25 protein-coding genes and 2 pseudogenes are annotated in these 25,701 nt (G+C 39.3%); 15 read left to right on the forward strand and 12 right to left on the reverse strand.

Features of this window, described 5'->3' with window-relative positions:
- Window positions 1–784 precede the first annotated feature (784 nt).
- From M44_RS15305 to M44_RS15325, 5 genes and pseudogenes are all read left to right on the forward strand, one after another.
- Complete coding sequence (locus M44_RS15305; RefSeq protein ID WP_010174967.1) at window positions 785–1,489, forward strand: hypothetical protein; 705 nt, start codon at window positions 785–787, stop codon at window positions 1,487–1,489.
- 182 nt (window positions 1,490–1,671) lie between these two features.
- A complete protein-coding gene (locus M44_RS15310; RefSeq protein ID WP_010174969.1) occupies window positions 1,672–2,058 on the forward strand; it encodes a hypothetical protein in 387 nt (128 codons plus the stop codon).
- 405 nt (window positions 2,059–2,463) lie between these two features.
- Complete coding sequence (nagA, locus tag M44_RS15315; protein ID WP_010174971.1) at window positions 2,464–3,648, forward strand: N-acetylglucosamine-6-phosphate deacetylase; 1,185 nt, start codon at window positions 2,464–2,466, stop codon at window positions 3,646–3,648.
- Window positions 3,649–4,369, forward strand: a pseudogene (gene nagB, locus M44_RS23680) (glucosamine-6-phosphate deaminase). It abuts the gene before it with no gap.
- A gap of 130 nt (window positions 4,370–4,499) precedes the next feature.
- Window positions 4,500–5,345 carry a GNAT family N-acetyltransferase gene (locus tag M44_RS15325; protein ID WP_010174977.1) on the forward strand — a complete coding sequence of 282 codons (846 nt, stop codon included), beginning with the start codon at window positions 4,500–4,502 and terminating at the stop codon, window positions 5,343–5,345.
- Between the two features lie 98 nt (window positions 5,346–5,443).
- Here M44_RS15325 and M44_RS23685 read toward each other — a convergent pair whose 3' ends face one another.
- Window positions 5,444–6,511 (reverse strand): HRDC domain-containing protein, encoded by a 1,068-nt coding sequence (locus M44_RS23685; RefSeq protein WP_010174978.1) that lies wholly within the window; start codon window positions 6,509–6,511, stop codon window positions 5,444–5,446.
- Window positions 6,512–6,524: 13 nt separating this feature from the next.
- Window positions 6,525–6,740 carry a hypothetical protein gene (locus M44_RS28420; RefSeq protein WP_010174979.1) on the reverse strand — a complete coding sequence of 72 codons (216 nt, stop codon included), beginning with the start codon at window positions 6,738–6,740 and terminating at the stop codon, window positions 6,525–6,527.
- Between the two features lie 214 nt (window positions 6,741–6,954).
- Between M44_RS28420 and M44_RS23690 the strand changes: the two genes are divergently transcribed.
- From M44_RS23690 to M44_RS23695, 4 genes are all read left to right on the forward strand, one after another.
- Window positions 6,955–7,791 carry a nuclease-related domain-containing protein gene (locus M44_RS23690; RefSeq protein WP_010174981.1) on the forward strand — a complete coding sequence of 279 codons (837 nt, stop codon included), beginning with the start codon at window positions 6,955–6,957 and terminating at the stop codon, window positions 7,789–7,791.
- Between the two features lie 576 nt (window positions 7,792–8,367).
- Window positions 8,368–8,970, forward strand: coding sequence for a CalY family protein (locus M44_RS15340; protein ID WP_010174983.1), 603 nt, complete (start codon window positions 8,368–8,370; stop codon window positions 8,968–8,970).
- Window positions 8,971–9,102: 132 nt separating this feature from the next.
- Window positions 9,103–10,527 (forward strand): signal peptidase I SipW, encoded by a 1,425-nt coding sequence (gene sipW / locus M44_RS29575; RefSeq protein WP_155814981.1) that lies wholly within the window; start codon window positions 9,103–9,105, stop codon window positions 10,525–10,527.
- 27 nt (window positions 10,528–10,554) lie between these two features.
- A complete protein-coding gene (locus M44_RS23695; protein WP_010174987.1) occupies window positions 10,555–11,184 on the forward strand; it encodes a hypothetical protein in 630 nt (209 codons plus the stop codon).
- 77 nt (window positions 11,185–11,261) lie between these two features.
- Here M44_RS23695 and M44_RS15355 read toward each other — a convergent pair whose 3' ends face one another.
- The 3 genes from M44_RS15355 to M44_RS29585 form a co-directional block, all read right to left on the reverse strand.
- The gene (locus tag M44_RS15355) at window positions 11,262–11,849 is read right to left on the reverse strand and encodes a class D sortase (protein ID WP_050771009.1); all 588 of its coding nucleotides are present in this window, start codon (window positions 11,847–11,849) and stop codon (window positions 11,262–11,264) included.
- Window positions 11,850–12,047: 198 nt separating this feature from the next.
- A complete protein-coding gene (locus M44_RS29580) occupies window positions 12,048–12,395 on the reverse strand; it encodes a hypothetical protein (protein WP_337444135.1) in 348 nt (115 codons plus the stop codon).
- A 34-nt stretch (window positions 12,396–12,429) separates the two neighbouring features.
- Entirely contained in the window at window positions 12,430–13,041 is a 612-nt protein-coding gene (locus tag M44_RS29585; protein WP_337444136.1) for a Gfo/Idh/MocA family protein, read from the reverse strand.
- Window positions 13,042–13,550: 509 nt separating this feature from the next.
- Between M44_RS29585 and M44_RS15365 the strand changes: the two genes are divergently transcribed.
- Both M44_RS15365 and M44_RS23705 read left to right on the forward strand, forming a co-directional pair.
- Window positions 13,551–14,255, forward strand: a complete 705-nt coding sequence (locus M44_RS15365) for a transposase (protein ID WP_237705314.1) — start codon at window positions 13,551–13,553, stop codon at window positions 14,253–14,255.
- 433 nt (window positions 14,256–14,688) lie between these two features.
- Window positions 14,689–15,969 (forward strand): putative bifunctional diguanylate cyclase/phosphodiesterase, encoded by a 1,281-nt coding sequence (locus tag M44_RS23705; protein WP_272941201.1) that lies wholly within the window; start codon window positions 14,689–14,691, stop codon window positions 15,967–15,969.
- Window positions 15,970–16,116: 147 nt separating this feature from the next.
- Here M44_RS23705 and M44_RS15375 read toward each other — a convergent pair whose 3' ends face one another.
- From M44_RS15375 to M44_RS29085, 5 genes and pseudogenes are all read right to left on the reverse strand, one after another.
- A complete protein-coding gene (locus M44_RS15375) occupies window positions 16,117–16,374 on the reverse strand; it encodes a membrane protein (RefSeq protein WP_010174993.1) in 258 nt (85 codons plus the stop codon).
- An 84-nt stretch (window positions 16,375–16,458) separates the two neighbouring features.
- Window positions 16,459–17,376 (reverse strand): annotated as a pseudogene (locus M44_RS26420) (IS1595 family transposase); the annotation flags it as partial.
- Between the two features lie 278 nt (window positions 17,377–17,654).
- Complete coding sequence (locus M44_RS15380) at window positions 17,655–17,846, reverse strand: hypothetical protein (RefSeq protein ID WP_010174996.1); 192 nt, start codon at window positions 17,844–17,846, stop codon at window positions 17,655–17,657.
- On the reverse strand, window positions 17,830–17,973 hold the full coding sequence (locus M44_RS26425; RefSeq protein ID WP_010174997.1) for a DUF4362 domain-containing protein: 144 nt from the start codon (window positions 17,971–17,973) through the stop codon (window positions 17,830–17,832). The genes M44_RS15380 and M44_RS26425 overlap by 17 nt, the downstream gene beginning before the upstream one ends.
- A gap of 48 nt (window positions 17,974–18,021) precedes the next feature.
- Window positions 18,022–18,153: a hypothetical protein gene (locus M44_RS29085; RefSeq protein ID WP_010175000.1), complete on the reverse strand. Its 132-nt coding sequence runs from the start codon at window positions 18,151–18,153 to the stop codon at window positions 18,022–18,024.
- 424 nt (window positions 18,154–18,577) lie between these two features.
- On the opposite strand from M44_RS29085, the gene treP reads away from it, so the two are divergent.
- The 3 genes from treP (at window position 18,578) to treR (ending at window position 22,632) form a co-directional block, all read left to right on the forward strand.
- Window positions 18,578–20,113 carry a PTS system trehalose-specific EIIBC component gene (gene treP / locus M44_RS15395; RefSeq protein ID WP_010175002.1) on the forward strand — a complete coding sequence of 512 codons (1,536 nt, stop codon included), beginning with the start codon at window positions 18,578–18,580 and terminating at the stop codon, window positions 20,111–20,113.
- Window positions 20,114–20,134: 21 nt separating this feature from the next.
- Window positions 20,135–21,817 carry an alpha,alpha-phosphotrehalase gene (gene treC / locus M44_RS15400; RefSeq protein WP_010175004.1) on the forward strand — a complete coding sequence of 561 codons (1,683 nt, stop codon included), beginning with the start codon at window positions 20,135–20,137 and terminating at the stop codon, window positions 21,815–21,817.
- Between the two features lie 104 nt (window positions 21,818–21,921).
- Window positions 21,922–22,632, forward strand: coding sequence for a trehalose operon repressor (treR, locus tag M44_RS15405; RefSeq protein WP_010175006.1), 711 nt, complete (start codon window positions 21,922–21,924; stop codon window positions 22,630–22,632).
- Here the strand turns inward: treR and M44_RS15410 are convergent.
- Window positions 22,622–23,119, reverse strand: coding sequence for a plasmid pRiA4b ORF-3 family protein (locus M44_RS15410; protein WP_010175008.1), 498 nt, complete (start codon window positions 23,117–23,119; stop codon window positions 22,622–22,624). The two genes, treR and M44_RS15410, sit on opposite strands and share 11 nt — an antisense overlap.
- 188 nt (window positions 23,120–23,307) lie before the next feature.
- Here M44_RS15410 and M44_RS23710 point away from each other — a divergent pair, with 188 nt between their 5' ends.
- Entirely contained in the window at window positions 23,308–24,363 is a 1,056-nt protein-coding gene (locus M44_RS23710) for a plasmid pRiA4b ORF-3 family protein (RefSeq protein WP_237705309.1), read from the forward strand.
- Between the two features lie 87 nt (window positions 24,364–24,450).
- On the opposite strand, the gene M44_RS15420 is transcribed toward M44_RS23710, so the two are convergent.
- Window positions 24,451–25,503 (reverse strand): YecA family protein, encoded by a 1,053-nt coding sequence (locus M44_RS15420; RefSeq protein ID WP_010175014.1) that lies wholly within the window; start codon window positions 25,501–25,503, stop codon window positions 24,451–24,453.
- Window positions 25,504–25,701 lie beyond the last annotated feature (198 nt).

The following is a 25,701-nucleotide window of genomic DNA, read 5'->3' on the forward strand; positions in this document are numbered from 1 at the left end:
GTAAACTCATTTCATAATATCAGTAAAAATGTGGATTTATTTTTAATTATTTTTCAGTGTATTTTGTTATGATTATATTATGGACTCTTAAATAAGTCATATTAAATAATGTAGTTACTAATTACGGAGGTTACATATGGAATTAAAAGATTATGTTACAGTAGGTTAGGACTTCTCGGTTTTGGTGTGACTATTTTACTTGGAATAAGAAATAATTAACTAGCCAGTAAGAACAGATTTATTAATAGTATTAATAATGAAAGGGTTAAGTGGATAAATAATGTAAGAGATTTATTTAGTCAATATGACAAGAATGCATATCATCAAATGCAGATGTTTAACGATATCTTGGAAGAAGGTAAATCTAAACTAAATTCAATAACAAATGAGATTGTATTCCTAAATAATCATATAGAACTGTATCTTAATCCTACAGAGGTAGTATCAAAAAATTAAATAAAACTGCAAGATGAAACAACAAAATTATTACTACAGGATTCTGCAATGTATAAAAATGAGGTTATACATATAGAAAAAATCTTAAATGTTTACATTATTTAAGGCAAGTTATTTTAAAGGCTGAGTGGAAACGAGTAAAAGAAGAAAATAAAGAGGGAAAAGAGATTTCTGATAAACGGATGAAGGAAATATTTATGGAGACTGCAAAAAACATCAATCAAGAAAGCTACGAAAAATTATTGTTATTAGATTTTGAGGAAAATTAAAATTTTAGAGCTTTCTTTAAAGAGCTAATCATAAATCATACTAAATAGGGAGAAAGTTAATGTTTATCCAGAGAGTACTAGATGAGTATAAAAAGGCTTTTGGTTTTAGAGCTTCCTTAAAAAGAAGCTCAAAAATAAACAAACTAATATTTTTATATCTATTCATATATGTGGTTGATGCGGGGCTTTTATTGTATTTCTTTTATACCAAAAATAATGTAGGGATGCTAATTTGTTTGGCTATTTATATATTACTTTTTATTGTAGCTAACAAACAAAGTAAGTATAAGTTAAATGAAACCATAAAATCTAATCCTTATCGTATTTTGGGAACAAAAGAGTTTAATGTAGTTATGAAAAGGTTGTACATTACTACAAATGAAGAATTATTAATATTAAGTAAGTTAATTGATAAAGAAATTGAACTCATTAAAATAAGGAGTAAATTTCCCTTGGGCGATATTCTGAGGCAGTTAAGTATTGCTTTATTAATAACGGGGTTACTAACAAACGCTTTCTTCGAAATTAGAGTTGGGAATATAAAAGGGGGTACATCTTTTCTTACATTATATATAGCATTTATTGGGGTAGTTCTTATATCAAATGGTATTATTAAAATATATCAAGATTTTTTTGGGAAGTTAACATACCTAATGGAAATCTCTTCATACATCCACTTATCGGAACTCAGCCAAAGTATTGAAAATAAAATGAGTGAGAGTAAAAACTCTAGTTTAGAATGGGCGTCCAGAAGCTATAAATAAATCCTGGGATGGTACTGGTATGAAAGGATTCGAAAAGATAGTAATAACTTACCAAACTTTCTTTGGGTTAATTTTAATTGCTTGTTTATCTATTATCCTTTATTAGAATAGTGTAATGACGATTTGCATGAAGTTGATATATTAAAAATGTCTTAACTGCTTGAAATGGGAGAGTGATAAAGATGACTTTAATATCTTCATTAGTAGTAACTGATTTATTCGGGGAAAATCAAGGAGTTCTATTATCGGCTGACAGCCGTATTACGGGCTATACAGAGAGTGGTAAATTGACTTCATTTAATAATAACGGACAAAAAATAGTGAAGCTTTGTGAAAACGTTTCTACTGGAATAGCGGGAGATTTTTTTAACAGCAATAATATCCTAAACAAAATAACAAAGAATATTACTAAGGAACTAGCAGGAAGAATTGTCTTTTTTTCAAGAGCAAGAGTGATTGTTCAGTTAATTCGCAAGACTTTAAAAGCAAATTGGCAAGAAACACACTCAGATTCATCTTTTATATTTGTTATTAGGGACTTTACAGATAAAAAGGGTGAAAGTCTTTGAAATCCATACCACTGACTTTACAGGGAACCACAGGGAACCACGGGGACGGTTCCAATGACGCTTTAATCAGAATTTTCTATTATTTTTCCGTCCCCTTGAAAGCTCCTAGCAATCATAAGTGAATAAACAACAGGAGTATAAATAAGAGGGGTGAATAATATACTCCTATTCTACTCAATAAGCTTTACCGTTGATTCTTCAATTCCAAATTTCTAAGTCCATTTTCTAGGAATTCAAGATTTAAGGGACAGGGACCTTGTCCGAGCTAATGAACCATTTAGCTAAAGACAAGGTCCCTGTCCCTATATTATTTTCTTATATCGCAAACTGGAGTTTACGCGTGCATATTGTAGAATAGAATAAAGGCCAATCTAAACGATCTCAATCCAAAACAGAGGTGAGCTTATGTCAAAGCTTTTACTTAAAGGAATTAAGGTATATGAAGAGGCCTCAACCATTGAACGTGGTTATGTGAGAATAAACGATGGGAAAATAGTGGAGGTTGGAAAATTAGAGGAGTTGCTTGAAGGCCAGGAAGAGGAAGTACTCGACTTTTCCATGGATTCGACACTCTCTCTTCTTCCCGGTTTTATAGATGGTCATATTCACGGGGCAGATGGGTTTGACACAATGGATGCGACGGAAGAAGCTTTAGAAAGAATGGCTGCCATTTTACCGAAAGAAGGAACGACCAGCTTTCTTGCAACGACCATCACCCAGAGCAAAGAGGCGATCAGCGCAGCTTTACATAATGTGAAAAAGTATCAAGAGGATTTGAGGGTAGGAGCAGCGGAATTGTTGGGTGTTCACTTAGAAGGCCCTTTTATATCTCCCCATCGTGCAGGAGCTCAGCCGGTTGGTTGTATTGTTCCGCCATCCGTTCCACAGCTTCATGAGTGGTATGTGGAAAGTGGTCAGTCTATAAAAGTTGTCACAGTGGCACCAGAAGAAGAAAATGGCATGGTGTTTGTAGAAAGAGCAAGAGAACTTGGAATCACCGTTTCAATTGGCCACAGTGATGCACGTTATCAAGACATGGTGCTAGCGTATGAGTGCGGTGCAAATCAAGTTACTCATTTATATAACCAAATGCGAGGGATGCATCACCGTGAACCAGGGGTTGTAGGAGCGGCCCTTTCCATGGACGGCTTTATCGTCGAGTTGATCCCAGACGGAGTGCACGTTCATCCGCAGGTGATGAAGACTACGTTTAAAGCAAAAGGGGCCCAACAGATTACGCTTATCACTGATTCAATGAGAGCAAAGTGGCTAGCTGACGGAAGATATGAGTTAGGTGGTCAAGAAGTTACCGTTAAAGGAGACCGGGCGACAGTACGGGACGGAACATTGGCCGGGAGTGTGCTCAAAATGAATGAAGGAATTCACAATATGATGACCTTTACAGGATGCAGTGTTCGTGAAGCGATTCTCATGGCATCGCAAAATCCAGCTGGGCAACTGGGCGTATTGGACCGTAAAGGTAGTATTCGTGTAGGGAAAGATGCAGATTTGGTTGTTGTGAACGACTCAATGGATGTCCTGTTAACCTGTTGTCGAGGAAAAATCGTCTACCGAAAAGAGGGATGGTAAATGAAGCTAGTTGAAGCACCTGATTACATGTCCATGAGTAAGCAAGCAGCGGACTATATTGCCACTCGTGTACGAGAGGAACCAACCATGACTCTTGGACTGGCAACGGGAGGAACGCCTCTACAAACCTATCGGTATTTAATTCAGGATTATGAGAACAAGGAAACAAGCTATCAGCATGTTCAAACGTTTAATCTGGATGAATATCTTGGTCTCCACAAAAGTCATCATAATAGCTATTATACATATATGAAACAGAATCTATTTGACCATATTCATATTCCTCCGTCCCATACGCACATACCAAATGGAATGTGTACAGACGTGGCGCAGGAATGCGAGATGTATGAAAAAAAACTAGGATCAAGCTGGAGGAATGGATTTGCAGATCTTAGGCATTGGTGAGAATGGGCATATAGGCTTTAACGAGCCTGGTACCTCATTTCTCTCTACTACCCATCTAGTCAAGCTCACTGAATCCACGAGAAAGGCAAACTCTCGCTATTTCTCCAGCATGAGCGAAGTGCCTACTCATGCGATTACCATGGGAATTCAATCCATTATGAAGAGTAAGGAAATTGTTTTACTTGTATCAGGAGAACGGAAATCCGCGGCGTTAAGAAGGTTAATGAACAAAGAAGTATCTGAAGAATTTCCTGCCTCCGCACTTTGTCAGCACAAGAATGTCAAAATATTCGCAGACCACGAAGCACTTGGGTGAGGAGGAGGGGACAGGGACTTTGTCTTGGGTGGTGGGTAATGGAGTAGGGGACAGGGTGCCTATCTTTGGTAGTGAATAATTTAGTAGGGGACAAGGTCCCTGTCCCTTCAGCAAAAGAGGTGAAGATTTGATGTGCTCAGCAATGAAAGTAAAAAGACTATCATTAGATGATTTCTCAAAAATAAAAGAGATGGACACTGGGATAGAAGATGATTACGTTGTACGAGCTTTTGAGAATCTTCTTCAACGCCCAGATAACTTCCTGTATGGTCTTCTGGAGGACGAACGAATTGTGACCGTTGCTGGATATTCAGTGTTTGCGAATCGGTTTGCCATTTTAGGAAGACTTCGAACAGATAGAAGATATCTTTCGAGAGCATATGCTACGAAGCTACTTTTGGAAATCATAGAGGAAATGAAGAACAATCCGACGATTTCGTTTATAGGGGCAGCCACAAACGAACCTAATGTTTCGGCTAATAAAGTTTGTCAAAAATTAGGATTGGAGCAGCTGGTTACGTTTCATTGCCTTACATGTAGAGATTTTTCTAAGCTCCAAGACAATGGTCCAACCTGGACTCCAGTGGAAACGGTCAACGAAAAAAGAATTAGGCTACGATCGTTGAAGGAAAATGCTCTAGGAATGTTTCCTTATGAATGCTATTACCCACTCCCATTATCTGAAAGAGATCTATCCGATGAATACTTACATAAGATGACTTGCTATGAAAATTACGACTCTTCTCGCTTTTTCTTTATCCATGAAAACCAAAAAGGGGAATTTTATAGTCAAGTAAAGTATTTCTGGAACGACCTCTTTGAACAAAAAGGATTGTGGAACACGATTGCCCTCCATGTACAACAGGAACAATCCATCGGCTGGATTGATCTCTCCCCACAAGCATTTCAAAACATCAAGCAACCAGAAATATTTGACATCCAACAACCGTGGCGACTATACGGCACATGGACGTGACGAGGGGACAGGGACTTTGTCTTGTGGCTAAGTTGATTAGTTGGAGACAAGGTCCCTGTCCCTAGGTCTTGCCGGGGACAAGGTCCCTGTCCCTACCATTATTTTATAATGCTCACTATTTCCTGACCAAACTCTTCTGCTTTTTTGGGTCCGATTCCTTCTATTTCTAAAAGTTCATGAATGGTGGTAGGCCTCTTATCAAGAATAGATTCTAAGGTGGTATTCTTAAAAATGTAATAGGGCTTAACATTTAATTCTTTGGAGCGCCTTGTTCTAAATGCAATTAAAGCTGATTTTATTTCTTCTCTGCTTTTGCTTTCTGATTGATTCTTCACGGTAGTAAATGGTTTTTTGCCCTCAGGGCTTTCGTTTTTATTTAAGATAGATACTATATCCTCTCCAAACTCTTCGACTTTTTTCTGACCAATGCCTTCAATGTCTAGTAGTTGGTTTGCTGTTTGGGGCTTTCTTTCTAGAAGACTATCTACTATTTTATTCGTAAATATATAGTAAGGCTTCACATTGAGTTCTTTGGAGCGTTTTAAACGGTAATCTAGTAAGGCTTTCTTTAAGTCACTATTAACAGTAGTTATATTTGTAGCAGCTTTTTTACTTGATAAATCCTGTTCGATTGCCTCTTGTTGTTCTATTTGATAATCTTCAATGTTAAAAGTTTTTTCTTTATTATATTTTAGAACAATTTCAGCAATTTCGTAGACCTTCTGGTCAGTTATAACCACGCGCTTCTTTTTGTCTAATTCATTCTTAATGAAAGATTTGATTTGGTCATGTCGAATTACACTAGATTGTATACTAGCTGGTGCCTCTTTAGAAATGTCCAATATGGTCTTAGGATTAGCAAAAGTAACAGCATATTTGACTGGATAATTTTCAACTATACCATTTTCCTTAAGGAGTTTTTCGAGAATGGCTACATGTCTTTCTACTTGGTTAATGGGACTATACATGCCCTCTTTGTTAACGACCTTGTTATGCCTAGTGATGACTCGTTGGAATTCACCTTTATCTGTAACGTGGATATTGCCAAACAATTTCTTCACTTCTAGGACCATAATAAACTGATGAGTAATGATAACAAAATCTAATTGGGCTCTATAATCCTTGTATTCAAGGTAAACGTCATGTAGTACTACCAGAGGAAGCATAGAATTCTGAAGTTCAAATAGGACATTTCTTTCTCCTGTTTGCCCTATGGTAAATAGTTTCAAATGTTTTTCGTACCTTTTTTAGATCAATGTTTGGTTCTTTATTTTCTATTAATCTAGTCAAATTTGCTATCATATGGGATGTTTCATTGAATTCTTTGTAAATTTCAGGTTCTTTCATCTCTCTTTTATCTGTAAAGGCATTTAATACATTTGTAAGAAAAGACATTTTTCTACCCCACTTTCGACAATATAAAATCTAGTAAGAAATATGTAACTTTTTGTAAGTGATGGATTCATTATAGCAAAAAAATATTAATAGAGGGCAATTCATGAGGTAACTTTATGGAGGTAAATGTAAAAAATTAAAGGTATTTACACTTCCTTGTCGTAATTGTACTACATGGATTTATTTGTAAAAAATTATAAGGGATGGAATAATTATGGCTTTAGTTGTAAAGAGGCAAACAGTTGTGCAAAAGCAAAGAGAAGAGGCGAAATACGTTAAAGATACATTAGAAAAAGAGATCGCCAAGATAAAGCAATTAAATAAAAAGGAGTTAACGAAACAATCGCTCATCTGGATGACGGTATTAGGAGTCATGTTATATAACGTTTTCCCTGTAGGTCTTATTGTTGGATGGTTTGTAGGTCGTGAAATGGTTCTTAGAAAGCTATGTAAAAACCAAAGACAGCAGTTAAGAGAGGTAAATCAAAAGATAAATCTTCAGTTAGGTGAAGCCGGAGAGAATAAAGTATCACAGGCCATTGAAACACAATTACCTAATCACTTTTTATTATTGAATGACCTAGTGATCCCTAATGGAGTACAAGGAACACAGATAGATCATGTGTTAATTGGACAAGATACGATTTATTGCATCGAGACAAAAGACATTACTGGAAAGTTTTATCCTCATAAAGATGGATGGTTGTGGTACCCAGCCAATAGTAAAGGAACAGTACATAAGAAGACGGTCGTAAAAAATCCTCAACATCAGTCTATTTATCACGCAAATCAACTAAAAAAACTTCTCGAAAAACATGGATGTTACGTAGAAATAAAGCCAGTTGTTATTTTGACAAACCCTCATGGTGAATGGAAAGGGAGACAGGATAACACTTGTCCCATATTGCGTGTTAAACCTTTTATACAATATGTATCGAAAGAAAATGATTCCAATATTACAGTAGATACAAGGGATAGAATAGCTCAGATACTTTCCGATATTGATAAGCAGTATTCAAAAACATTCTATAGTCAATTTCAATCCAGCTAAAGTGGAACTTTTTTATACTACTTATAGATAAAGTGAAGTTAGGAAGAATAATTTAAATCGTGGTTTTTTCATACTGCTTAAAATGTATCGCCAAATAGAATACTGACATTAGATTACTAAAAAAAGAATTTGTAATGAGGAAGCTTTTAAAAGGAACTATGTTGTAAGTTCTTTTAAAAGATATTCTCTAAGTAAAAGGAACAAGGACAATGTCTTTGTTCCTTTTTTTGGTGAGTCAACGGTTTAATAAAAAGGTAAGAACACTGCTAGAGTGTCAATTTCATTTACAATTAATTACTTTTAATTATATAAAAATAATGGAGTATATTTTCACCTTCCAGTATGGAAAGAAAACCCTTTTACAAAGTTATACGTTCGTTATAAAGAACAAAATAGTAAGAATAGTAGAGTATTCATGAGAAAATAGGAGATTTATACACTAATTTTAAAGATATCTAGATTATTTAGAGTTTTGCATCTCAAGCATATATAGAATATACTCACATTGGAAGTTCGTTAAAACGAACAAATATTCATTTTAGCGAACGATAAAAATTCTTTAGGAGGAATTATAAGATGGGTATTAAGCAAAAATTAGGTTTAGGGGTAGCGTCTGCGGCATTAGGTTTGTCATTGGTTGGTGGGGGTACATATGCGTACTTTAATGACACAGAGACATCAACTAACACATTCGCGGCAGGGACTCTGGATTTATCAGTTGATCCAGAGGTGATTATTAATGTTGACAATATTAAACCTGGTGACTGGATGAATAGAACATTCAAATTAAACAATGATGGATCTCTTGATATTTCACGGGTACTTCTTACAACAGATTATTCAGTCACGGATGCAGGTGGAGATAATATTAATGATATGGGTGAACATATTCGGGTGAATTTCCTTCAAAACATAGATAAGAGTGGCATTGTGAAACCCAATAATATCATCTATTCAACGACTTTACATGATTTAAAGGGAACTGCTCCAGATGCTGTTCAAGAGAAAATTTGGTCATTCTTTGGAGAAAACAGTGGTTTGAAAACTGGAACTTCAGACAATTTCTATGTTCAATTTGAGTTTGTAGATAATCAAGATGATCAAAATGAATTCCAGGGAGATTCTCTTTCTCTTGAGTGGACATTTGAAGCAAAACAAACGGACGGAGAAAGAAGATAACAATCTTGTTAGGAGAGGTAAGCATCTGCTTACCTTTCCTCTAATTTATTTTATGTCGTGTAAGGTATGGCTTAGTAGTTAGACGAGATAAAATAAATAGCTTTTTATTGACAGAGTGTAGGCGGGGAGTGGTTGAATTTGAGATATTCAAGGCTAAGAAGATTTCCGAAAAGCAATCAAAAACTGATGATATCGGGTAAAATCATGCTGATTGGCTACGTGATGATTTTTACGGTATCCTATTTAACTTCCAATACAACGGCCTATTTTAGTGATTCTTCTAATGAGACCCTGTCCATTCAGGCAGGAACCTGGTTTGATGGGAGTAATCTACAAGTTGGGGGTCATAACGGGGAGACCATAGCAGCTTGTCCTCAGGAAGAACTTCAAGTAGTAGTGAAAAACACTGGATTCTCAATGACTGGGCCAACAGAGTATGAAATCTATTACTCTACTGATGGGGAACCAAATCAAAATGGGGAGAAGGTGGAGGAAGGTCAAATTCAACCGATTGAACAAAACGGGTCAATTACACTCTCCTATCAAGCTAGTGCAGATGGGGCCTATATGTTTAAGGTGTATCAACGACCTGGCTATGGTGAGAACGATGAAGGAAGAACAGAAATATGGAGTAGTAAGATCGTGGTAAGTTGTGACCAGCCTGAAGAGGAAATCCTTGAAGAGGAACCAGAAGTGATAGAAGAACCACAAGAAGTAGAGTCTGATAATAAAGAGACCAAAGAGGAGCAGCCGGTTACAGATTCTCCTGAAAACAAGGAGGAGGAAGTAGAAGCTCCTGTAGAAGAGACACCAGAACCAACAGAGGGAGAAGATCAACCGGAAGAGCCAAAGACTCCAGCGAATACAGAGGAATCAGACGTCATCGTGGAAGATCCTGAAAAGAATGAACCAGAGACCCCAGAGGTACCAGAACCAGATGGAAAAAATAGAAAAGAATTCAGAGGAAGGTTGATACACATGAATAGTAAAAAGCTATTGAAATGGTTCAGCAATGCAGCAACAGCTGTGTTATATGTTGTGTTAATTCTTATGGCTATTGTAGTGATTTCATCAAAGGCTTCTGGTGGAGAGCCTCAGGCATTTGGATATCAGCTGAAAACAGTTTTATCTGGTTCCATGGAACCAGATATACAAACAGGTTCCATCATTGCTGTTAAGCCTGGTGGGGATATGACTCGATTTGCAGAAGGCGATGTAATTACCTTTTTACAGGAAGAAGATGTGTTGGTCACGCATAGAATTACAGAGGTTATGAAGAGCGGGGACCAAGTGATGTATAGAACAAAAGGGGATAATAATGATGTGGAAGATCGTAATCCCGTTCTTTCGGACAATGTTGTCGCTGAATACAAAGGATTTACGATCCCGTATCTAGGGTATTTTATCAATTTTACAAACTCTAAGAACGGTGCGTTTCTATTACTTATCCCTGGGCTCTTACTCATTGCCTATTCCCTGTACACGATTTGGAGAGCGCTAGCAGAGATTGAATTACAATCTAAACATACTAAATCGGTTGAAAATAAGGCTTCATAAAATGTCCAAAGATAAGGACGTGAAAATATGAGAAATCGTTCGTTGTTAAGATATCTAGTCATCCTTCTCCCTGTTCTCCTCATGTGTATGACGGGTGTAAACTATGCAGCCGCTGCACCAAATGACACCATACCGGAAGTGGACATTGCAACAACTCCAACAGGTGTGCTCTTCGATGTAAGCAACATGAAGCCTGGTGATTGGGCAGATCGAAGCATTATGGTGAGCAACAAAGGGAGAGAAGATTTTACTTATAAAATGACAGTACACCTAAAGTCAGGCTCAAAGAAACTCTATAACGAACTGATGGTAAGGGTGTCGGATTCTAAGAGTGAGCTCTATTATGGTAAGATTGGGGATTTTAAAGGACTAGACTCCAGAATGCTCGCTAAATCAGAAGAAGAAGAGTTGAGTTATACTGTTGAATTTCCCGCCCAACTTGGGAATGACTATCAAGGACTCCAAACAGAAGTAGAATTCAAGTTTTTTGTAGAGGGTACAATTGGTGGGTTGCTGCCAGTAGATGGACCGCGATTACCTGATACGGCAACGAGTACCTTTACACTGCTTGCCATCGGTGGATTATTGACGGCTGCTGGATTCAGTTTGGTTATGGTAAATAAGCTACTTAGGTATAGATCAGAGTTGACAAGATGATTGGCTCATAGGCATTCTAAAATACATAAAAGCCGAGCTCTCTGTTGATCAGAGAGCTCGGCTTTTGAATGTTTCGTTTAATATATTCGTTTCGCATTAATAATATATCTCTCTTCTGCACTTCCAATGTAATCAAAAGGAAAGCAGGTAGAAAGCGTGAGGATTTCATTAGGCTTGGTAGATTGGACAGCAGACATATCGGTTTCATGGACCACAAACATTTCGAAAATTTCATAGGTATAGGTTCCAGTTGTCATTTCAATCAATAAATAATCCCCTTCTTCAAGCTTCCCCATCTCCCGCAATGTAGTATCCCGGTGACCCGCTAAGAAGATACGATCTTTTTGGTTTGGCAGCTTAGTTGAAGAGTAATGCCCAACCCCTTTTTCAAGCTCTTCCTCATCCGTTCCTTCAATAATGGGAAGTTCTCGGTTTAGCTTAGGAATTACTAGAACTCCAATGATATCGCCCTTTTCAAAAGAATACGTAGAGGTGCTTGCTCCAAGTACTTCCTTCTCTGCAGAAAAAACCTGCGCCTTCGCTTCATTCAGCGCCATATTTTGCTCCTCTTGTTGAATGAACAGATGAAAACTAGCATAGGAAATCAAACCAACCCCAGACAACAACAATAATATACCGGCGTACTTCATCACCCTGTTGATCATAACCAATGACCAGCTCCCCTTTGAGCATGATAATTTCCCGTTTTAGAAAAGATCCCAACGTTACTGTTCATTATAACGAACAACTTGGGAGTTATCAAGGGGACAGGGACCTTGTCTTGTGGATGATTAGCAGGGGACAAGGTCCCTGTCCCTAATATTTTGGTAAATCAGCAGGGGACAAAGTCCCTGTCCCCTATATTACTGATAATAATTTTTCACCATTTCATCCATAACCCAGTTTGTTCGAGCTCCTGATGGTCCAGTACTTGGGCACTGCACATCATTCCCGGTTAATTCAGCTACAATCGTCTCTATTAAAGGTTGGTGGACATGTTCTAATGGATCAAAATGCCATTCTTCTTTTCCTTCTGCTGTCGTTAATACAACTGGATGATGTTCAAAAGTGGGAAATGTGATGGTCCCTTTACTCCCAACGATTTTATTCGTATCCGCTTGTTCAAATGAAGAAAAGCACCAATTACCGATACCGTGGACGCCGGATTCAAAAAGATACGTTCCGGTAACGGTGTCTTCTGCGTGATACAAACCTGCTTGATTGGAAGCATAGCCTTGAACACTTTTAATCGGGCCTAATAAAAAATACCAAAATGTCTAATGTATGGCTAGCTAAATCAAAAAATAGCCCACCACCTGAAATTTCAGGTTGTAGTCGCCAAGGGAGATGACGATCGGAAGTGAGGATATCCTCAGAGACTGGTTGAAAATGGGTCGTGCTAACTGAACGGATATCTCCAATGACTTGATTGTCTAGAAGCTCTATTATTTTTAAAAAACGGGGCTGTGCCCTCCGGTAATAAGCAACATATAAGGGAACCCCTGCATGTTGACAAGCTTCTATCATGTGTTCACATTCAGTGAAATTCCGTGCCATTGGTTTTTCCACATACACAGGTTTCCCTGCTTTTGCAGCTTTCAGAGTATATTCCATATGTGAACCAGGGGGTGTAGCGATGTAGACCACATCAACATTCGGATCATGAATCAGATCATCCGCGTTATCATACCACTTTGGAACATTGTGCCTTCTTGCGTAGTCTTCAGCAAGATGACCTGTTCTCCGCATAACCGCAACCAACTCTGAGTTCTGAACTTTTTGAAAGGCAGGCCCACTCTTGACTTCTGTTACATCTCCGCACCCAATAATCCCCCAACGTACTTTGTTCAACTTCACTCTACTCTCTCCTTTCCGTATGTTCCTTCCAAAAGGACTTACCTAAAGTATACCATTTAAGGGGACAGGGACCTTGTCTTATACAGACAAGGTCCCTGTAACTGCAAGACCCGTCTGTTCAAACGTTTGATTGGGCGGGATTTGTGTGTAGTAATTTTCCTAAATATTTACTCGTCCCTGTCGTTATTAGTATTCCGAAATGCTAATGTATACAATTCAATGGTTACATCACATTATTCTATATGGTGGATACATATCGAAGAAGTGAAAGTAAGACAAGGTCCCTGTCCCCTAAAATTTTCAATCTAGTTAGCAGGGATTTATTCTATTCTTGGAGAATCCATAAGATAGAGATAGTCTCCAAAAATCCACATCGAAACCGTCTATTCTCTCTCCCTTTCCCTTCTATTTTTACCCCAAATTCCAAAACCACACTACAACAGACAGAGGTGATATCCAATTTGCCAAGAAAAGCTCGAAAGAAAAGTTGTACGGGGATATACCATGTGATGATACGTGGTATTAACCAGCAAATGATCTTTGAGGAAGAAGAAGATAAGTATGCGTTTTTACGAACTTTAGCAAAGTACAAGGACATTTGTAGATATGAACTATATAGCTATTGTTTGATGGATAATCATGTCCACCTTTTAATAAGGGAAGCGGAGGAGCCGATCTCGAAAGTGATGATGAGAATCAGTTCAAGCTTTGTTCACTGGTATAATTCCAAGTACGCCAGATGTGGACACTTGTTTCAAGAGCGCTTTAAAAGTGAAGTGGTCGAGGATTCTCGCTATTTTCTTACGGTTCTTCGTTACATACACCAGAACCCGTTGAAGGCGGGGTTGTCTACGTCTGTCTGGGAAAGCAAGTGGACGAGTATCCGAGAGTATGTGAAAGAACCAGACTTTGTGGATACCGCTAAGGGGCTTCAACTGTTCTCTGAAGATAGAAAATCGGCACTTGATCAATTCAAGCTTTTTATGCAGGAAGATAACGATGACCAGTGTCTGGAGTATAGTGTGAAGAGATCAGATAGTGAAGTGATAGAGTATCTTAAAATGCTTGGCGTCACAAGTAGTGAATTACAGCAGATGAGTCAGAAAGATAGGAATGCTATTTTAATAAACTTAAGAGATTTGGGAGGGGTTTCCATACGACAGATTTCAAGAGTTACTGGGATTTCGAAGAGTGTGATTGAGAAGATTCGGTGAGTGTAGGTAGGTTATGGGTAATTCTTGTTTAACTAATTTCATTGTTTGATTATATAGAAGACAAAGTCCCTGTCCCCATGGCGCCTCAATGGCTAAAACCTGTAGGGACAGGGACCTTGTCTTTTCTGTACTGTTTATGAAGTGTATAAACTTTGAATAGACCTCATAGTTTGATTAACGGTGAGTTAAAGCTCAAGCTCCTTTTCCTATGAATATTTTTTTACTTTCCTTGCTCTTGACCATTTTATGGTCTTTTTTTGTGAGTAGTAATAGAAAAACTACTTATTCATCTATTCGTTCATTGTTGAGTCTGTCATTTGTACAATATATAACTATCGCTATCTTACATATATAAAGACAAAGTCCCTGTCCCCATGGCCTCTTAGGCGTATCCCATGATATTACACAGCGGAAGGCCTATGAGGATGAGATCATTCAACAGGCCAATCATGATGAACTAACGGGACTCCCAAATCGCCGCATGTTTCTAGAGGATTTAAGTCAGGCGATTTCAAGTGAGGATGCGAAGGATCAGCGTGTGGCCGTTATGATTATTGATCTGGATCGCTTTAAATATATTAATGATACTCTTGGTCATGATTATGGAGATTCATTATTGGTGCAAGTCGCGGAGAGGCTGCAGCAATTCTTAGAAAAGAGTTTGCTTTTGTACTCGAAGGTGTACCGTCTAGGCGGAGATGAATTTACCTTGCTTCATTTACGCTGTTCAACGGAAAAGGCCGAGCAGATTGCGAAGCGACTGGTCACTGCGTTCAATGAAAGCTTTATTTTACATAACCAAGAGTTCTATATTACGCCGAGTATCGGAATTAGCGTGTACCTAGAGCAAGGGGAAGACCTTAAAACACTCATGCGAAATGCGGATACTGCCATGTATTATGTGAAGGATCGTGAGAAGAACAACTATCAACTGTTCACCAAAGATATGCATCAGCACTTTTACCGAAAAATGGTCATTGAGAAAGAGCTTCGTGGTGCCCTTGAACGAGAAGAGCTGGAGCTATACTATCAGCCAATCGTGCGAGTGGAGACGGGGGATATTGTAGGTGTTGAGTCGTTACTACGCTGGCATCACGCAGAGCTTGGAACGATTTCTCCCGCGGAATTTATTCCTGTGTCTGAAGAAACGGGCCTCATTTTACCTCTAGGAGAATGGGTCATTCGAGAGGCGGCTCGTCAGTGTAAAAGCTGGCAAGAACAAGGGCATCCTCCTGTGAAAATGGGCATCAACATATCTGTCCGACAGCTGCTCGATAAACATTTCGTAGATAATGTTAAGAGGTTACTGGAAGAGGCAGACCTAGAACCAAGCCTCATTGATTTAGAAGTAACAGAAAGCATCGCCATGTTTGATCAGAAAGTGATGAGTGACCGTCTTCATACTCTTAAAGCGTTAGGTGTCACCCTCTCAATGGACGACTTTGGGACGGGCTATTCCTCCTTAAGCTACTTAACCAAGTATCCCTTAGATACATTGAAAATTGATCGATCGTTTATCCAAAATATTGAACAAGATGAAAACAATCAAGCCATCGTAGCTAGCATTCTTTCCATGGCAAAGCACCTTCGCCTAGAAGTGACGGCAGAAGGGGTCGAAACAGAGGAAGACTATGCTTACTTAAAAGCTGCCAACTGTGACAAAGCTCAAGGCTACAGGATAGGATACCCGGTGCCGGCTAGAGAGTTGTGGTAGGAGTTCTTATGGGGACAGGGACTTTGTCCTGTCCCCCTTTATTTTTAGGCTCTGTTAAATTTTAATGTTGAAAATAAGAAAAAAATTAATGGGGAATCTCAATAAATGTAGGTTTCGCTGTATTATTTCTTGTAAATTTGAAACATTTTAACAAACAAACTTTCGATAGGAAATAATTATTAATCCGCAAATTAATGCTACTCCTAAGAAGGTAAACAGAAAAAATAGTGGTGAACCAACCATCCCTAAGGAAACTTCATTTTGAAGTGTTTCGATATTTCCCCATTTATTCTCAATATCAGGTTTATAATTCCTTGTTTTTATATAGCCAACTCCCACAGTTCCGACTAAATAAATTAAATGAATTAGGAAGGAAATACCTAATGATTGAATAATAGTCTTCAATTCAGCACACAACCTCTCATATCCTTTACTTCCATAATAAACCATAAAGGATAATTCGGTAAACAGCACTTTAATAGAGATATATATACTAATCTTTGCTTGGCATAAGCTATCATAAGTATCCGTCAATTCAAATACAAATGTTGATAGTAAGAATTCTTAAATATGTTGTTTAGTGCTTTCGTTACTACGACTATCCACAAATAAGAACCACGCAAGGTAAATATCAAGATACTTTGTAGCTACGCCTTTAAAACGGTCTATCCATCGTTTCAAACGAGAATAGAGACCATTTACATTTAGAATGTGATACAAGCCCTTAATAGTGTTTTTTTCGGTCTTTTGGTTTTACAATACGCCCCATACAAGCAACTTTAGAAACGGCTGCTTTTGTTCGGTCTCTTGCAACGAGAACACAAACCTGTTCGTGGCTAATTCCTCTGTGTTTAGATTAACCGCCACGTTTACGAGGCTTACGGTCTGTAATGCCTCGTTGTCCCTTTTGAGAGTATAGGAAATAGGTCTCGTCAATTTCAACGATACCATCAAAAATATTCAACCTTCATTTGTTTTAAGGCGGAAAACAATTTGTGTCTCCAGTAAAAAAACGTAAACCAAGTAACCCTACGATTTCAGCCGATTTTCGCAGGTAATATCATTGAACATACAATCACCGAATGTAATCCATTCGGTGCCTTTTCGAGTACGGTACAAGACGGTGTTGGTTGTATCGGTAAAAGTCTTGGTGCAACATTTACAGAGATAGCGTTGCCGACCATTATATTTTCCGATCCGAACAACGTGTTCCGATGAACAATGAGGACACTCAAATCCTTCCCTAAAGCGAGTTCCTCTTATTTCATTGATTAAACGACCACCAGCAGAGAAAGAAGGGTCAACATATCGTTTAACCCATTGACATACTTGTTCTTTTTGGGTGTATGGTAATTTGTCGATATACTTTAACAAGTTGCTAAACGCTTTGCTCGCATTTAAACACAAACACTTGTTCTTATGTTATTTATATATAGAATTCAGACAGGTATTAAATATTAACATTTACCTTTTACAGAGCCTATTTTTAAAGAAGGATGGCTTCACATGTTAAGATGAAGGGACAAGGTCCCTGTCCCTCCTCTCGTCCATGTAAAAGACCTTTTTGCACCATTGATCCAACTGCAAGGAGCTCTTATGGGGACAGGGACTTTGTCCTGTCCCCTCTATCTTTAGAGAAGGATGGCGTCACGTCTTAGGATGAAGGGACAAGGTCCCTGTCCCTATTATCCTCCTAAGTAATTAGCAAGCACAAGTCTTTTGTAAACCTCTTGAATAACAGAATCGGATAGGTCAAAATCTGACTCTGTAACGGTTTCACCCCCGGGTAAAATCTCCGTTTTCTCGTCAGAAATTGTACTAATGTGATTAGAAAAATCTTGCCCGTACCTTAACTCAATTTCAAATTTGTCTTGCATCGGTTACCGTTAGTTCTTCTCCGTTGTATAAAATATCCTTGACCACCGGATATCCTTCAATCGTGTACTGAACCATCCGAATTTTGTCCTCTTGGCCGTTTTGCATATGATCGTAAAATTCCTCCATCCGTTCGATTCCTTCAACACTTCCGTGGGCATTGACAATATCAACATCTTAGACCCCTTTAACCTGTAGAGTAGAAGAAGAATTGCTAAATTGCGGGCTTTGTTCCATTCCGTTTTCCGTTGTTCCGCAAGCTGTGACAAAAAAGATGAAGAGTATGAAACGTGCGGCGTTCCTTTTCATTCGCATTCCTCCTGTTTCCATTATTGTTTTGTCTATAAGACGGAAAATTTTTTAAGGGGTTACAGGAAGACAAGGTCCCTGTCCCTCTAAAAAGTTAGCGTTTTCATATTGACTATCTTGTCTATACAAGATACAATGTAAGGGAATTCACATCTTGTCTATACAAGATGATGCGCAAGAAAAGATCTTGGCTTGTTTGTTTCTATTATTTTTGTTTTGGACTCATAGATCGAGGTAAGTATAAAAGAGGATAGTCTCTTTATTATTCACCTGTATGTAAGCGGTGACAGTTTGTTGAAAAGGTTCAGTGAAGATTTGAGTGTAAAAAAAGGGTCTTCTAAAAAAAAGAAAAACTAGTAGGTGACATGGTACCAGTGTCCGAAGAGAGGACAAGGTCCCTGTCCCCATGTTAGGAGGAGAAAGTATGGGGCAATATGAGGGTGCAGCTCGTGATATTGTGAAAGCTATTGGTGGGAAAGAGAATATTGCGGCAGCGACGCATTGTGTGACGCGTTTACGTTTTGCGCTGAAGGATGAAAGCGTTGTCGATAAAGAAGCGTTAGAGGCAATTGATGTAGTTAGAGGTTCGTTTTCTACGAATGGCCAGTTCCAGGTTGTAATTGGACAAGGTACAGTGGATAAGGTGTACCAAGAGATGGCAGAGCAGACTGGGATTGGGCAAGTGTCAAAAGAAGAGGTTAAGAATGCGGCTGCGGATAATTTAAATCCTCTGCAAAAAGCAGTGAAGACGTTAGCGGATATTTTTATCCCAATTCTACCGGCGATTGTTACGGCTGGTTTATTAATGGGGATCAATAATATTTTAACAGGTGCAGGAATTTTCTTTGATGAGCAATCATTAATTGAGGTATACCCTCAGTGGGCCGACCTTGCTGGAATTATTAACTTAATTGCGAATACAGCGTTTGTCTTTTTACCTGGATTGATTGGTTGGTCAGCAGCGAAGAGGTTTGGTGGCAGTGAGCTACTAGGTATGGTGCTCGGATTGATGCTTGTTCACCCTGATCTTTTAAATGCGTGGGCGTATTCTTCTGCGGTTCAAGGTGAAGGGGTACCGGTTTGGAATATCTTCGGACTAGAGATTCAAAAGATTGGTTATCAAGGACAGGTTCTACCAATTTTAATCGCGTCTTGGGTACTGGTTAAAATAGAATTGTTCTTACGTAAACGAATTCCAGATAGCATTCAGCTATTGTTAGTGGCACCAATTGCTCTACTTGTTACAGGATTTGTTTCATTCTTGGTCATTGGACCTGTTACCTTTACGATTGCCAATGCATTAACGGATGGGTTAGTATGGATTTTCGAAATGGTTCCGGCTATTGGGGGACTAATCTATGGTGGATTCTACGGAGTACTTGTTATTACAGGGATGCATCATACGTTCTTAGCGGTTGATCTTCAGTTAATTGGAAGCACTGGCTTCACATTCTTATGGCCGATGCTTGCCTTATCTAATATTGCACAAGGATCTGCAGCACTAGCGATGATGTTTGCGACAAAGGACGAGAAGTTAAAAGGTCTTTCCTTAACTTCAGCGGTATCTGCGTACCTTGGGATTACGGAGCCTGCGATGTTCGGGGTGAACCTGAGATTTAAATATCCGTTCATCTTCGCATTAATTGGATCTGCGATTGCTGGATTGTTCATCACATTAAATAAAGTACAAGCCTTCTCCATTGGGGTAGGAGGTCTACCAGGATTCTTATCTATTCCAAGTGAAAAGTGGGTAGTGTTCTTTATCGGAATGGCGATTGTTATTGTCGTACCAACCGTGTTGACGTACATTACAGCAAAAGTAGAAAAAAGAAAAATAAAAAAGAGGAGAGGTTGGCCACCGCAGGTACACATTGCGAAGGTCAGCCTTCCCTTGTTTGGGGACAGGGACCTTGTCTCCTTGTTGAATTTGAAATGGGGAGACAAAGTCCCTGTCCCCTAAATAAATATAGGCGGTGAGAGTATGAAGCAGCCTTGGTGGAAGAAGGCCGTAGTTTATCAAATTTATCCGAGAAGTTTTAATGACACGACTGGTAATGGCGTGGGTGATGTGAATGGAATTATAGAGAAGCTGGACTATTTAAAGGAGCTTGGTGTTGATGTGCTTTGGTTAACGCCCATTTATGATTCTCCGCAACGAGACAACGGATACGATATTCGTGATTATTTCTCGATCTTTGAGGAATTTGGAACGATGGAGGATGTGGAGCGTTTATTATCTGAAAGTCATAGACGCGGGATGAAAATCATTATGGATATTGTCGTGAATCACACGTCGACAGAGCATGAGTGGTTCCAAGAGGCGAAGCAGTCCAAGGATAACCCTTATCGAGACTACTATATATGGAAGGATCCAGTCGACGGTGGTCCTCCGACGAACTGGGAGTCAAAGTTTGGCGGAAATGCGTGGGAGTATGACGAGGTGACAGGGCAATACTATCTTCACTTGTTTGATGTTACGCAGGCAGACTTGAACTGGGAGAATGAAGAACTTCGCGAGAAGCTATACGATATGATGCGCTTCTGGTTTGAGAAGGGGGTAGACGGATTCCGATTAGATGTCATCAATTTAATCTCAAAGAATCAAGATTTCCCGAACGACGATGGTTCTGTGGCACCTGGGGATGGACGAAAATTTTACACAGATGGTCCTCGTGTGCACGAATACATGCATGAAATGAACAAAAAAGTGTTCTCTCACTATGATGCCATGACGGTGGGTGAGATGTCTTCGACGACTCTTGATCACTGCGTGAAGTATACGCATCCAGAGCGTGAGGAGCTATCGATGACGTTCAATTTCCATCACTTAAAGGTGGATTATCCGAACGGAGACAAATGGACAAAAGCACCATTTGATTTTATTCAGTTAAAAGATATTTTATCTCTGTGGCAGGTCGGCATGAACCGCGGTGGCGGTTGGAATGCGTTGTTCTGGTGCAATCATGATCAGCCTCGTATTGTGTCGCGCTTCGGTGATGATGAGAATTACCGAGTGGAGTCGGCAAAGATGCTGGCGACGACCATTCATATGATGCAGGGAACGCCGTACATTTATCAGGGTGAAGAGATTGGGATGCCAAATCCAAAGTTCACGAGCATTGAGCAGTATCGTGATGTGGAGTCTCTTAATATGTACCGTTTACTGAAGGAAGACGAAAAATCCGAGGAAGAGGTTCTTGAGATTCTGCAGCAGAAGTCTCGTGATAATTCACGTACTCCGGTGCAGTGGACGAGCGGCCAGCATGCAGGATTTACAAGTGGTGAGCCTTGGATTGAAGTAGGAAAAGGGTACGAGGAGATTAACGTGGAGGCTGCTCTTTTAGATAAGGAGTCTGTTTTCTATCACTATCAACGCTTGAATCAGATTCGCAAGGACTATGATATTGTGACAGATGGTTCGTATCGTTTGCTCCTTAAGGATGATGCACAGTTGTTTGTGTATGTGAGGGAAACGGAGGATGAAAAATTAGTAGTGGTCAATAATTTTTACGGCGAAGACGCCACGTTCCGTTTACCAGAGAGTGAGGACATTTCTGGATTCCAAGGACGTGTGTTGATTTCGAATTATAGTGATTCGAAGGCCGATGTGAAAAACATGTTGCTGCGTCCGTATGAGTCGGTTGTTGTGCACTTGACGAAATAGAAGGTTTTTTAGGGGACAGGGACCTTGTCTTGTTGGTATCAACAGGACAAGGTCCCTGTCCCCTCGTCTTCGTCTCAGTGGTATAATAGGGGGGGTGATGAAGAATGAAAGAGGTAAAATATCAACTTATTTTTGAAGAATTGGCAGATCGGATTAAACGTGGAGAATATCCACCCCATACGAAGCTACCGTCAGAGCATGAATTAGTGGATACGTATCAAACCTCCCGTGAGACGATTCGAAAGGCTTTAAACTTGTTGTCTCAGAAGGGGTATATTCAGAAAATCCACCGAAAGGGCTCTGTGGTGCTGGATATTAACAAGTTTGATTTTCCGATTTCAGGGCTTGTGAGCTTTAAAGAGATTATGAAAAAGATGAATGAAGATGCGGAGACCATCGTGCATAGTGTGACGGTGGAGAAGCCGAATCATGTGCTGCAGAGCCAGATGAATATAGGGAAGGACGAGCAGGTGTATAAGGTCGTTCGTTCTCGGAAGATTGACGGAGAAGCCATTATTTTAGATATTGATTATTTCCTGAAGCGGTATGTGGCGGTACTTGATGCGGAGATTGCAAAGGGATCGATTTATGAGTATTTAGAGAACGAAGTGGGTCTTCAAATAAGCTTTGCCAAGAAAGAAATTGTGGTCGAGCCGTGTACGGAAGATGATAAGATGTGGCTCGATTTATTGGAGTATGACCATGTGGTGGTGGTAAAGAACTACGTGTATCTTGACCATGCGCAGCTGTTTCAGTATACAGAGTCACGGCACCGGTTGGATAAATTCCGTTTTGTGGATTTTGCTAGGCGATGAGGGGGAGGGGACAGGGACTTTGTCCTTTCTTTGAAGGACAAAGTCCCTGTCCCCCTGTCCCATCAATTCGACTACCCTCTCGAGGTGCATTTGTTACGGCTTTTACGCAATTCGGGTAGGTTCGCTTTGGATCTTTTTGCACGATTCTCTCTAAGACAATGATATGTTGCCAATTGTCTCCAAAATCGTATGTGTAGATGGCTTTGTCCCATTTATCTTTAAACCAATCTCCTACTAACTCTTTATGCTCCTCGTATTCAAATGTGGTATAGGCATCCGGATGGTTTTGCGCTATGTCGACACTCCTAAAAAGTTGTACCCCATTTGTTTTGACCATACTAAACTCATGAAGATGCATATCCAACCATTCAAATGGCGTTTGAAGTACAAGATGAAACTCATAAAATTTCATAGAATCCTCTATTAATAATCTCCTCCAAACAGGTGGCTCCATCCCTTTTAACGTAACCTTTAATTGAAGAATCATTTTATTCCTCTCTCCTCCCACTACCATATAACCTATTAATACTTTAAACTAGTATTAACAAAAATAAGACGGGCTAAACTGATGAGGGGACAAAGTCCCTGTCCCCTCAAAAAGCCCATTCAGAAAGGATGGTTAGATGAAGATTCAAGGTACGAAGAAGTTGCTTGATGCGTTGAAGGTGAAGCCAAGTGATATGGAGGTTGAGGAGCATCCTTTTTTATTCATGGCACGGTAATTTGATTAAAGAAGGTCGCTATCAATTTCTTGTCCTTGTGAATGATTTGACTCGCTATGTGGTTGTGGTGTTTGGGTTAAAGGCAAAGGACTTGAAACGACTTGATGCGATCATCCCTGAGGCCATTAGAGAAACGCTTCGCCAGGAAAAAATAAAAGATACTGTAATCGACCTGTATTTAGAGAAGGCTGGGAAAGTCTTTTATACGAAAACGAAGGACAGAACTTCTGTTGCGCGGATGAACAAGTCAGCTGAAACCATGTATGTGTTATTTGATATGATTGATGGCGAATCCCTGATACAGCCGCAGATGAGTGTCAGGATGAATGAATTTATGGTTGGAAACGGAAAAAATTCTTATCTCTATCCACACAAGGAAATGTACAACCACTTAGAGGAATTAGCAGGTGAAGCTATTTTCCAAGTAGGAGCATGGGAGCTTAAAATTACACTGATGTTAGAAAATCACGAGGTATGGAGAAAAGTGGCGGTTCCACTATCCACTACGTTTAAGGAGTTACATAAAATTATTCAACGAACGTTTGGTTGGCATAACTCTCATTTGCATGAGTTCTATATTTATCCAGAAGCAGAGAATGAACAAACCAAGGCGTTTCCCCTTGATCAAAAGCCAGTGATGCATTTAGTGATGAATAGAGAAGCTTTTCATGATCAACAAGATATTCCTACGATGATGGAAGGCGGTATACGAATAGATGAATATATGCCAGCTCGCATTTTATACGTTTATGATTTTGGGGATGATTGGAAGCATGATATTCAGATAGTTCGAAAGATTGAAGACTACAAAAAGAATTATGCGGTTTGCTTAGATGGCACTGGTAAAAGACCACCTGAAGATGTTGGTGGGGAACCAGGATATGAATACTTTTTAACCGTCATTGGTGATCCTAGCCATCCTGATTATAAAAATATGAAAGAGTGGGAGAAACATCAACAGTCGCGAGAATTTGACAAAGAAAAGATCAATTTGAGACTGCGGAATTAAGGTGGGGGAGGGGACAGGGACTTTGTCCTTCTTTTGAAGGACAAAGTCCCTGTCCCCCTGTCTGTCCCCCTGTCTGCCCCTGCCCCCTCACCGAGCTTGTTCCACCATCTCATCGAATAGTTCCTTTAATTCATGATATCTCTTTTTAATGGAACCGGGCCCCACTTTAAATAGGTCACCTAGCTGGCTATAAGTGAAGATTTTGGGTGCTCCTTCAAGATGATCAATAAAATAGAGAAGGCTTGCAATATAAATCGCTTCCTTCTGAATGGTAGGATTTACTTCTACGCAATACATGTGCCAAACCATTAGGCCTGTTTCAATCAGTTCAGGTGGGACGGGCTGGTCACTCATCATATCCTCAAAAGCCGCCGCCACGTTATAGTGCTTTTGGGTGGGCCATTCGATTTCGTTGATGTCGATCACATCATGGCTATGTGCGCTTAGTATTTCTAAATAGAGTAACAAGAAGTTCTCCTGAATACCATCTGAGAGAGAGCCTACCTCACCATTAGCCTGGGAATTATCTTCTAAGAATTCTCTAATAGAATTAACAGGTGGCGTTGCCATTGGAGCTAGAAAGTATGTGGATTCCTGGTCATTGAGTGGAAGTAATGTTCCGAATAAAAGTGTACCCGGAGTATAGTGTGCAAACTCTTCTTTTTCATCTGATTGTGTTGCCCGTATATGTACAATTTGATCTGTTCCTAAGTCTGTTCCTATTAATCTGTCCTTTTGAATCTCTTGAAGCTGGACAATAGACGGCCTACAGTCGATCCACTTTACTAATGTGTCAATCGTACGACCTCTTAAGTTTTTAGGTAATTGATAGTTGATAAAATAATCAAAGGCAGATTCTTCTTCCTCTTGATCAGTATTCGTTGACATATCAACCGTAACAAGAAAGGTGAAAATTTCCCGTATTTCATCAGGAATAGCATAATCTTCTAGAAGATCCATGGCTAGAGACATAATGTCATCTTCATATTCCTTCGTAAAATTTTGAACAAAAAACACCTGAATCTTATGTAACTCTTCTAACCATAGACTGTCTAAAGAAACCACCTTCTCCAATCCACAACACTTCTTATATTTCTTTCTACTCCCACAAGGGCATGGCTCATTACGACCAACACTCATTTAACTACCTCCCAGCATGAATCTATTACTAAATAGTATAGCACGTCTAGTAGAATCGAAAAGGGAGAGAGGAGTAAATTTTGTAAAATTTCGAAAACTTAATAGAGTCCATCAGCCATTAAAAAAAGAGCGAATCCTAAGATTCACTCTTCATTCATCTTGACGAGTAAGCAAGGGTGTAGGACAAAGTCCCTGTCC

The sequence above is a fragment of the Bacillus coahuilensis m4-4 genome (assembly GCF_000171615.1).
GTDB classification, from domain to species: domain Bacteria; phylum Bacillota; class Bacilli; order Bacillales; family Bacillaceae_K; genus Bacillus_T; species Bacillus_T coahuilensis.

Coding starts and splice junctions, on each gene's coding strand:
- treR (WP_010175006.1), top strand. CDS start 21,922: ATGAAAGAGGTAAAATATCAACTTATTTTTGAAGAATTGGCAGATCGG.
- M44_RS15340 (WP_010174983.1), top strand. CDS start 8,368: ATGGGTATTAAGCAAAAATTAGGTTTAGGGGTAGCGTCTGCGGCATTA.
- M44_RS28420 (WP_010174979.1), bottom strand. CDS start 6,740: ATGTCTTTTCTTACAAATGTATTAAATGCCTTTACAGATAAAAGAGAG.
- M44_RS15420 (WP_010175014.1), bottom strand. CDS start 25,503: ATGAGTGTTGGTCGTAATGAGCCATGCCCTTGTGGGAGTAGAAAGAAA.
- nagA (WP_010174971.1), top strand. CDS start 2,464: ATGTCAAAGCTTTTACTTAAAGGAATTAAGGTATATGAAGAGGCCTCA.
- M44_RS15380 (WP_010174996.1), bottom strand. CDS start 17,846: ATGCAAGACAAATTTGAAATTGAGTTAAGGTACGGGCAAGATTTTTCT.
- M44_RS29085 (WP_010175000.1), bottom strand. CDS start 18,153: ATGAAAAGGAACGCCGCACGTTTCATACTCTTCATCTTTTTTGTCACA.
- M44_RS26425 (WP_010174997.1), bottom strand. CDS start 17,973: ATGGAGGAATTTTACGATCATATGCAAAACGGCCAAGAGGACAAAATT.
- M44_RS23685 (WP_010174978.1), bottom strand. CDS start 6,511: ATGCTTCCTCTGGTAGTACTACATGACGTTTACCTTGAATACAAGGAT.
- treP (WP_010175002.1), top strand. CDS start 18,578: ATGGGGCAATATGAGGGTGCAGCTCGTGATATTGTGAAAGCTATTGGT.
- treC (WP_010175004.1), top strand. CDS start 20,135: ATGAAGCAGCCTTGGTGGAAGAAGGCCGTAGTTTATCAAATTTATCCG.
- M44_RS23695 (WP_010174987.1), top strand. CDS start 10,555: ATGAGAAATCGTTCGTTGTTAAGATATCTAGTCATCCTTCTCCCTGTT.
- M44_RS15365 (WP_237705314.1), top strand. CDS start 13,551: ATGATACGTGGTATTAACCAGCAAATGATCTTTGAGGAAGAAGAAGAT.
- M44_RS15310 (WP_010174969.1), top strand. CDS start 1,672: ATGACTTTAATATCTTCATTAGTAGTAACTGATTTATTCGGGGAAAAT.
- M44_RS15355 (WP_050771009.1), bottom strand. CDS start 11,849: ATGATCAACAGGGTGATGAAGTACGCCGGTATATTATTGTTGTTGTCT.
- M44_RS15305 (WP_010174967.1), top strand. CDS start 785: ATGTTTATCCAGAGAGTACTAGATGAGTATAAAAAGGCTTTTGGTTTT.
- M44_RS23690 (WP_010174981.1), top strand. CDS start 6,955: ATGGCTTTAGTTGTAAAGAGGCAAACAGTTGTGCAAAAGCAAAGAGAA.
- M44_RS15410 (WP_010175008.1), bottom strand. CDS start 23,119: ATGATTCTTCAATTAAAGGTTACGTTAAAAGGGATGGAGCCACCTGTT.
- M44_RS15325 (WP_010174977.1), top strand. CDS start 4,500: ATGTGCTCAGCAATGAAAGTAAAAAGACTATCATTAGATGATTTCTCA.